The sequence below is a fragment of the Roseobacter sp. HKCCA0434 genome (assembly GCF_032464675.1).
Lineage (GTDB): Bacteria > Pseudomonadota > Alphaproteobacteria > Rhodobacterales > Rhodobacteraceae > Pontivivens.
Genome location: NZ_JAWDKL010000016.1, coordinates 19,908 through 27,641, shown reverse-complemented (window position 1 = coordinate 27,641; position 7,734 = coordinate 19,908). Strand labels below are relative to the sequence as shown.

Below are 7,734 nucleotides of genomic sequence, written 5' to 3'. Positions count from 1 at the left end.
GCTGCCGCTATCGCGGCGACCGAAGGGCATGGACACGGGCAAGTCTCCTGCAACGTCTGGCGCATTATGTGCCGGTCACGCGGACGTCTCCGCGCAGACGGTTGGTGGTGTGCCTTTCTGGATACGCCGGAAAGACAGTCACGATCCACTTAATTCTTGAAGACTGTAGCGATCCTTTGAGGCGAAATCGTGATCCTTTTCACTCTTGTCCCGCGATTAAGCGGGCGGTCTTGACCGGGTCCTGAGTGGCATCGAAAACGCAATCGCATGATCGCGGGACACTGGCGCACAACCGCTCCAATGCCGGACGGACGGTTCCAGGATATGATTCGAGCCAATCGCGCAGCCACAAACCGCCGCGCTGGGGCAGATGCTGCGCCGCCTTGCGCGCCAGCGCTAGGTCGAGCGGACAGTCTAGCCAGACCGCCCTGTCGATCCGCCCCGCGAGAGGCGGCCAGCACCGCCCCAACGGACCGTCGAGGATCGCGTCTTTCGGCAGCGCCTCAACCAGCCCGGGCGCCTCCAGTTCGGCCCAGTCCGCACCCCGCGCCAGCCAGTCGCTCGTGACCTCCGGAGGTTGTTCCGTCGCCGTCTCGTAATCGTCCCATGCAACGACGGGCCGCCCGGTGATCCGCGACAGTTCCTGCGCAACGGTGGACTTCCCCGCGCCCGGCACGCCGCAGATGGCGAGGATCACGCCCGCCGTCCGACGATCAGGTTGAACGGCCAGTCGAGCGCCAGCGCCGTCGCCTCAACCTCGTAGCCGCGGCTCATCAGTTCCGTCGCGTAGAAGTCCGCAGCCCGGTAGAATGGGGCGAAGACAAGATCCGCGCTCATCCAGAACGGCAGGTCGCCCTGGGCGGGCAGCGGCGCCCGCTCCGCGATCACCACCATCGGCGCGACCGTCGCGTGATCGAGCAGTTCCAGCGCCGCCGCCTCGGGCCAGTCGTGCAGCACGCTCTTGAACAGCACCGCATCGAAGGGCGCGCCGGGCAGTTCGTCCCAGCCCCCTGCCCGCGCATCGCCCGCGATGAATTCCGGTCGCGCGCCAGATGGCCGCGCCGCGTTTCGCTCCTCCCCCAGCGCACAGACCGCCGGCAGGTCGAGCACGTGCACCGACGCCCCCGTGCCCTGCATCACTTCCGCCGCCATCACGCCGACATTGCCGCCGATCTCCAGCACCCGCGCACCGGGGTCGAGGTCGAGCCGCGGCACGATGGCCGGAGCTTCCTCCTCGGTCAGCGTCGCGACATAGTCGCACCAGAACCGGGTCGCGCGAAGGTTCTCGGGCTCGGTCCCTTCCGCCTGGGAATAATCGAACAGCCCGAACGTGTGGGAGCGGGCCATGAAATCGTCGCGATCGTCGAGCAACGCGGGCAGTCCCATCGTCAGATCTACCGCCGCCGCCTTCAGGAATCGCAGACGGTGGGTCAGCGCCTCGCGCCGCGCGGGCCAGATTGGGGCGAACGCCTCCGACAGCCGCAGCTTGCCGCCGACCTGCGCAAGCACCCCCGCGCGCAACAGCAGACGCACCAGCACCGGCTCGTCCGGCACCGCAATTTCGCCGTCCAGATGCAGCCGGTCGATCAATCCCGACCGCATCGCGTGGTCGAGCGCCAGCGAGCCCGGCAGGGTTTCCAGAAATCGTGTCTCGGCCATGCGCGTTCTCCCTCGGACGGCGTCATAAAGACATGGGGGCGGCCCGCGCGAAAGGGTCGTCCGGCTTTACCTTTGGATTGTATACGACGATATACACCACGATTCCGCACTGGATCGCACTAAGACACCAGACGAACCGACCAGAAAGGACCGCACATGCCCGGCGACGCCAACCAGACCCCCGCCTCCGAAATCATCTACACCGTGACCGACGAGGCACCGCAGCTCGCCGCCGCGTCCCTGTTACCGATCGTGCGCCGCTTCGCCAGCGTCGCGGGCCTCGACGTGGCCGAGCGGGACATCTCGCTCGCGGGCCGCATCCTCGCCGTGTTCCCCGATCGCCTCGGCGATACGCAGCACCAGTCCGACGACCTCGCCTGGCTGGGCGAGCTGGTCAAGACGCCAGCCGCAAACGTCATCAAGCTGCCCAACATTTCCGCCTCGGTGCCGCAGCTGGAGGCTGCCGTGGCCGAGTTGCAGGCACAGGGCTACCCTGTCCCCGACTATCCCCACGATCCGCAGACGGACGAGGAACGGGAGATCCGCGCCCGCTTCGACGCGGTGAAGGGCTCCGCCGTCAACCCCGTTCTGCGCGAAGGCAATTCCGACCGCCGCGCCCCCGCCGCGGTCAAGGACTACGCCCGCAACAACCCGCACTCGATGGGCAAGTGGTCGGCCGACTCCAAGACCCGCGTCTCCACCATGTCGGGTGGCGATTTCCGCTCCAACGAGCGCTCCACCACGCTCGACGCCGACGCGACGCTGTCTATCGTGCTGAAAGGCGCATCGGGCGAGACGGTCCTCAAGGACGGCATCGCCCTGCCCGCGGGCACCATCGTCGACGCCACCTATATGAGCCGCGCCGCGCTGATGGACTTCCTCGCCGACGCCATCGAGACCACGAAAGAGGACGGCACTCTCTTCTCCCTGCATATGAAGGCAACGATGATGAAGGTCTCGGACCCCATCATCTTCGGCCACGCCGTGCGCGCCTACCTCGAGCCGGTCTTCGAGAAATACGGCGACGACCTGCGCGCCGCCGGGGCCAACCCGAACGGAGGCCTGGGCTCGATGCTCGCCACCATCGACGGGATGGAGAACGGCGCCCAGATCCGCGCCGAGATCGACGAAGTGCTGGCCGAGCGTCCGCCCCTCTACATGGTCAACTCCGACAAGGGCATCACCAACCTGCACGTCCCCTCGGACGTGATCATCGATGCCTCCATGCCCGCCGTCCTGCGCGCAGGCGGCAAGGGCTGGGGCCCCGACGGCAACGAAGCCGACACCAACTGCGTGATCCCCGACAGCTCCTACGCGCCCGTCTATGACGAGAGCGTCAAGTTCTTCAAGGAGAACGGTGCGCTCGACCCCGCCACCGCGGGCACAGTACAGAATATCGGCCTGATGGCCAAGAAGGCCGAGGAATACGGCTCACACCCCACCACCTTCGAGATCGCCGAGGGCGGCACGGTCGAGGTTCGCTCCGGCGACAAAGTCCTCCTGTCCCACGATGCCGAAGCCGGCGACATCTGGCGCATGGCCACCACCCGCCGCGAGGCGGTTGTCAACTGGGTGGAGCTGGCGCTGGAACGCAAGCGCCTCACCGGCTACCGCACCGTGTTCTGGCTGGACGAGACCCGCGCGCACGACGCGGAGCTTCTCAAGATGATCACCCCCATGCTCGACGGCGCCGACGATATCGCGATCATGGCCCCGCGCGAGGCGACCCGCGACGCATTCGAGACCATTTTCGCGGGCAAGAACACCATCGCCGTCACCGGCAACGTGCTGCGCGACTACCTCACCGATCTCTACCCGATCTTGGAGGTCGGCACCTCGGCCAAGATGCTGTCCGTGGTCAAACTGATGCAGGGCGGCGGCCTGTTCGAAACCGGCGCGGGCGGCTCCGCGCCCAAGCATGTGCAACAGCTCGTCGAGCAGAACCACCTGCGCTGGGATAGCCTTGGCGAGTTCTGCGCTTTGGCCGAGTCCCTGCGCTTCGCAGGCGAAGCGGCGGACGACACCGCCTTGCGCGTCATGGGCGACACGGCGGATGCCGCGATCACCCGTCTGCTGGGCGAGGGCAAGTCGCCGGGCCGCAAGGTCGGGCAGGACGACAACCGCGACAGCCACTTCCACTTCGCGCTCTACTGGGCCGAGGCACTGGCCGCGCAGGACACTTCCCCCGAGCTGGCGCAGAAATTCGCCCCGCTCGCCCAGTCCCTGTCCGAACAGGCCGACACGATCCGCGCCGAGTTGAAGGAAGGGCGCGGGGAAGCCGTGGACCTGGGCGGCTACTACCGCACCGACGCCGACAAGGTGGCAAAGGTCATGCGGCCCTCGTCGACCTTCAACGCGCTGATCGACGGGTAAACGAAAGTGATGGCTGGCCCGCATATCGGGCCGGCCATCATTCTCTCAAGCGTAAACGGGGCGCAGCTTAGGTCCGCAAGACAGGCGGGCGATGCGTTCGGCTGCCCACCGCGCAGGTCCAATCCCTTACTCCACCCGCACAGGCAGCGCACTTAGCGCCTTGATCCGCGTCAGCAGATGCGTCTCGACATGCCGCGTGTGATACCGTGTCGGCGCGCGCAGGACGAGTATGCCGTCCACCTCCCGCGCCTTGAGCGGCGCGATCCACGAGGCATGGACATGCGGGTTCTCCTGCGCCAGCCGTGCCGAGATACGCCCCCATGCGTCGTCCCCCGCCTCGACCGGCAGGCCTGGAAAGCTGACCACGTTCCCCTGATCTTCCGCCATCGGCACCGAGGCCCCCTGCCCCATCCGCTCCGCGAAATCCGGACCGACGCGCAGCCAGTCGCCCTGCGCCGCTGCGAGGATTGCCGACGTCTCCAGCCGGTGCTGGGCCACCCGACCCCGTGCGCCTTGCCGGATCAGGCTGAGGAACCCCAGGTCTCTCAGCCGGGCGATCTCCCGTTTTACCGTCCGGGGATCGACCGACCACAGCGACGCGATCTCCGCCTGCCCGCAGCTCAATTCGTCGCGCTTCCAGTTGTACCGTGCGGTGACCAGCGTAATCAGTCGCAACGCCAGTGTCGCATCACGTCCGCCGCGCGCCATGCCCCACGCCCCGAGAGCCGTGATAAGATCGTATTTGCGCTCGGGCGCTTGCGGCCCCGTATAGCCGCGCGCCCCCCGATATGCCCGCATCGCTCGCCTCTCGCATCGGTCCGAGGGATCTTCACGCCCCACATCACCAAACGCTTTTCACTGCCATGACCGGATTAGCGTTGGAAACTGCGATTCTGTCAAGCGAGTGCGTGACAAGCCGACCGTCAGAGATCGAAAGATCAGGTTCATTGGTATAGGGGGACACCAACTCTGTCACCCTATTGCCCCTGCCCTGTCCCCCAATCGGATGTGGATGAGCCCGCTTTGTCCCCCATTTCTTGAGGGTGGCCCTACCGACTGCCCGAATCGACTCGGCGTAGATTCATCCTTGGCTCACAGGTCTGTGGCTTCGCGCGACTTCAGGCTTGGACCACACTGAATAGGAATTGCGGAAAACGCAAATCCGGCGTATTTCCGGAAACAGGCAAAATCTACGTTCCGGGAAAGTCCGATGTTCGATCATTCCGACCTCTCCGCCCTTCAGTCGCGATCGCTGAAGATGCAAGGCCATATCCGGCGCCAGACCTTCAGTCCCGAGAGCGAGAAGATCCTGCGCCGCTTTTCCTCCTGGGAGGTAGCCGAGTTGATCCTCGGCGTGAACCAGAACACCTTCCGCGGCAAGCTCGCCGCCGACCCCACGTTCCCCGCGGGGAACGTCGAGGAGGACGGCCGCCAGCGCTGGTTCACGTTGGAGGAGGTCAACGAGATGCGCCGCCGCATGAAAGTCGGCCGCAAATCGCTGATGCCGAAGCGTCCCGAAGGTCGCGCCATCCGCGCCGCCGTCGCCAACTTCAAGGGGGGCGCCGGAAAGAGTACGGTTGCACTGCACTTCGCCCATGCCGCGGCCCTCGACGGCTACCGCGTGCTGGCCATCGACTTCGATCCGCAGGCGACGCTCAGCCATTCGATGGGCCTGACCGATGTCAGCGAGGACCACACGGTCTGGGGCATCATGGTCCGCGACCTGGAACGGCAGACCGCCGCCCAGAACGACGCCCCTGTCGCTGCCGAAAGCGGGCGCTCGGTTCCCCGCAGGGAACTGCCCGCCTCGATCACCGAGATGGGTCTCGGGGGTCTGCGCGCGGGCGACTTCATCAAGCCGACCGCTTGGCCGACCATCGATATCGTGCCCTCCTGCGCCAACTCCGCCTTCGTCGAGTTCGCCTCCGCCCAGTACCGCCAACTGAATCCCGAATGGAGCTTTTTCGCCGCCCTCGACCGTTGGCTCGACGCCCTGCCCGACGACGCCTACGATATTATCCTCTTCGACTGCCCGCCCGCGATTGGTTACCAATCCATGAACGCCGTCTTCGCGGCGGACGTCCTGTGGATCCCGTCGGGCCCCGGATACTGGGAGTACGACTCGACCACCTCCTTCATCGGCCAGCTCGCCGAGGCACTGGAGGACCTCGCCGAAGGGTTCCCCGCGGGGAACCCCAAGCTGCCCAAGGCCTTCGCCGACATCCGCTTCCTGCTGACGCGTTACGAGCCGGGCAACGAGCTGCACCGCGCCATGTTCGACGCCTTCCGCCAGGTTTGGGGAGAGCGGGTGGCAGAGCACCCCGTCGAGCTGACGCGCGCGGTCGAGCAGTCGGGCCGTTTCCTGTCCTCGATCTACGAGATCGACTACCGCGACATGACCCGCGCGACCTGGCGCCGGGCCCGCGATAGCTTCGACCGGGCCTATGGCGAGTTCCGCGATGGCCTCCTCGCCGTCTGGGAGGATCTGGAGTGAACATGTTTCGGTATCCATTCCCCGTGGGGAAATGGTCAGGAGAATTGACCCAGTCTGGCAGGCGGTTCCCCGCGGGGAACCAAGAGGAGAGCGAAGCATGAGCCGCAAGCGCCGCACATTCGATATCGTAGTTCCCGAGTCGGAGCCGATGGCCAAACCCGAACCCGCACCAGAGCCGGAGGCACCAGCACGACGGGGGCCGATGGCCACCGCAGTTCGCGAAACCGGGCAGAGCCTCGCGCAGCGCCGCAGCGCGGAGCAGCAGATCCGCGAGGAGAACGACAGGCTTGCGCATGAATACGTCGCCCTGAGGCGGCAAGGCCTGATCGTCGGGCGCATACCGCTCGACACTGTCGACACCCGCAAGCTGACGCGGGACCGACATGATGGTCCCGATGCGGAACTCGACGAATTGATCGCGTCGATCCGCGAGATCGGACTGTCGAATCCGATCCAGGTCGAGCAGGCCCCGGACGGGCGTTACGAGCTGATTCAGGGCTTCCGACGCCTTTCGGCGTTCCGCCAGCTGGCGAAGGAGGATGCCCGGTTCGATACGATCCCCGCGGGGATCATGGCCTCCGGCGAGGGGGCGCAGGTCCTGTATCGCCGGATGGTGGACGAGAATCTGGTTCGCAAGGACATCTCCTTCGCCGAGATGGCGTCATTGGCACGGGACTACGGCGCGGATCCTCAGGTCGGTGCACCGGGGACCGAAGCGGCGATCAGGACGCTGTTCGCATCGGTCGCGAAGCAGAAGCGAAGCTACATCCGTGCCTTCGTCGCGCTGCTCGATGAGATCGGGGATCACCTTTCCCATGCACATGCCATACCACGCGCGCTCGGGCTGCGATTGAAGGTGCGTATGACCGAGATGCCGGACGTCGCCATCGCGCTGCGGAAGGAGTTGGAGAAGGTGAAGGGGCAGGGCGTCGATGCCGAACTCGCGGTGCTGGACCGGTATGCAGGATCGGCTGCGCAGCAGCGGTTCCCCGCGGGGAACCTTCCGGCCAAGCAAGGCAAGGCGCCGCGTAACAAGACGACCCTTCGGGTAGAGCGTCCCGAAGGAACCGCGCGTCTGACGGCAAGTCAGGGCCGGATCGAGATGGCACTCGACAAGGATTTTACAGCCTACGAGGCCAAGCGTCTCGAAGACGCGATGACCGCCTTCTTCCGCACGCTAGATGGATCTTAAGGTGTTGATTATACTC

6 protein-coding genes are annotated in these 7,734 nt (G+C 65.9%); 3 read left to right on the top strand and 3 right to left on the bottom strand.

Annotation, left to right across the window (positions count from 1 at the left end; genetic code table 11):
* Nucleotides 1–199 precede the first annotated feature (199 nt).
* Complete coding sequence (locus RX333_RS11020; protein WP_316014992.1) at nt 200–697, bottom strand: hypothetical protein; 498 nt, start codon at nt 695–697, stop codon at nt 200–202.
* Nucleotides 694–1,659 (bottom strand): methyltransferase, encoded by a 966-nt coding sequence (locus tag RX333_RS11015; RefSeq protein WP_316014991.1) that lies wholly within the window; start codon nt 1,657–1,659, stop codon nt 694–696. Before RX333_RS11015 ends, RX333_RS11020 begins: the two co-directional genes overlap by 4 nt.
* Before the next feature lie 156 nt (nt 1,660–1,815).
* Between RX333_RS11015 and RX333_RS11010 the strand changes: the two genes are divergently transcribed.
* Entirely contained in the window at nt 1,816–4,032 is a 2,217-nt protein-coding gene (locus RX333_RS11010) for an NADP-dependent isocitrate dehydrogenase (RefSeq protein ID WP_316014990.1), read from the top strand.
* Between the two features lie 126 nt (nt 4,033–4,158).
* Here the strand turns inward: RX333_RS11010 and RX333_RS11005 are convergent, their stop codons facing one another.
* Nucleotides 4,159–4,830, bottom strand: coding sequence for a DnaA N-terminal domain-containing protein (locus RX333_RS11005; protein ID WP_316014989.1), 672 nt, complete (start codon nt 4,828–4,830; stop codon nt 4,159–4,161).
* A 412-nt stretch (nt 4,831–5,242) separates the two neighbouring features.
* Between RX333_RS11005 and RX333_RS11000 the strand changes: the two genes are divergently transcribed.
* Nucleotides 5,243–6,526, top strand: coding sequence for an AAA family ATPase (locus RX333_RS11000; protein ID WP_316014988.1), 1,284 nt, complete (start codon nt 5,243–5,245; stop codon nt 6,524–6,526).
* Nucleotides 6,492–7,718 carry a ParB/RepB/Spo0J family partition protein gene (locus tag RX333_RS10995; RefSeq protein ID WP_316014987.1) on the top strand — a complete coding sequence of 409 codons (1,227 nt, stop codon included), beginning with the start codon at nt 6,492–6,494 and terminating at the stop codon, nt 7,716–7,718. Before RX333_RS11000 ends, RX333_RS10995 begins: the two co-directional genes overlap by 35 nt.
* The last annotated feature ends 16 nt before the right edge of the window (nt 7,719–7,734 follow it).

Bases quoted from the DNA above. Each gene is read 5' to 3' on its own strand.
- RX333_RS11015 (WP_316014991.1), bottom strand. From the start codon at position 1,659: ATGGCCGAGACACGATTTCTGGAAACCCTGCCGGGCTCGCTGGCGCTC.
- RX333_RS11010 (WP_316014990.1), top strand. From the start codon at position 1,816: ATGCCCGGCGACGCCAACCAGACCCCCGCCTCCGAAATCATCTACACC.
- RX333_RS11005 (WP_316014989.1), bottom strand. From the start codon at position 4,830: ATGCGGGCATATCGGGGGGCGCGCGGCTATACGGGGCCGCAAGCGCCC.
- RX333_RS11000 (WP_316014988.1), top strand. From the start codon at position 5,243: ATGTTCGATCATTCCGACCTCTCCGCCCTTCAGTCGCGATCGCTGAAG.
- RX333_RS10995 (WP_316014987.1), top strand. From the start codon at position 6,492: ATGGCCTCCTCGCCGTCTGGGAGGATCTGGAGTGAACATGTTTCGGTA.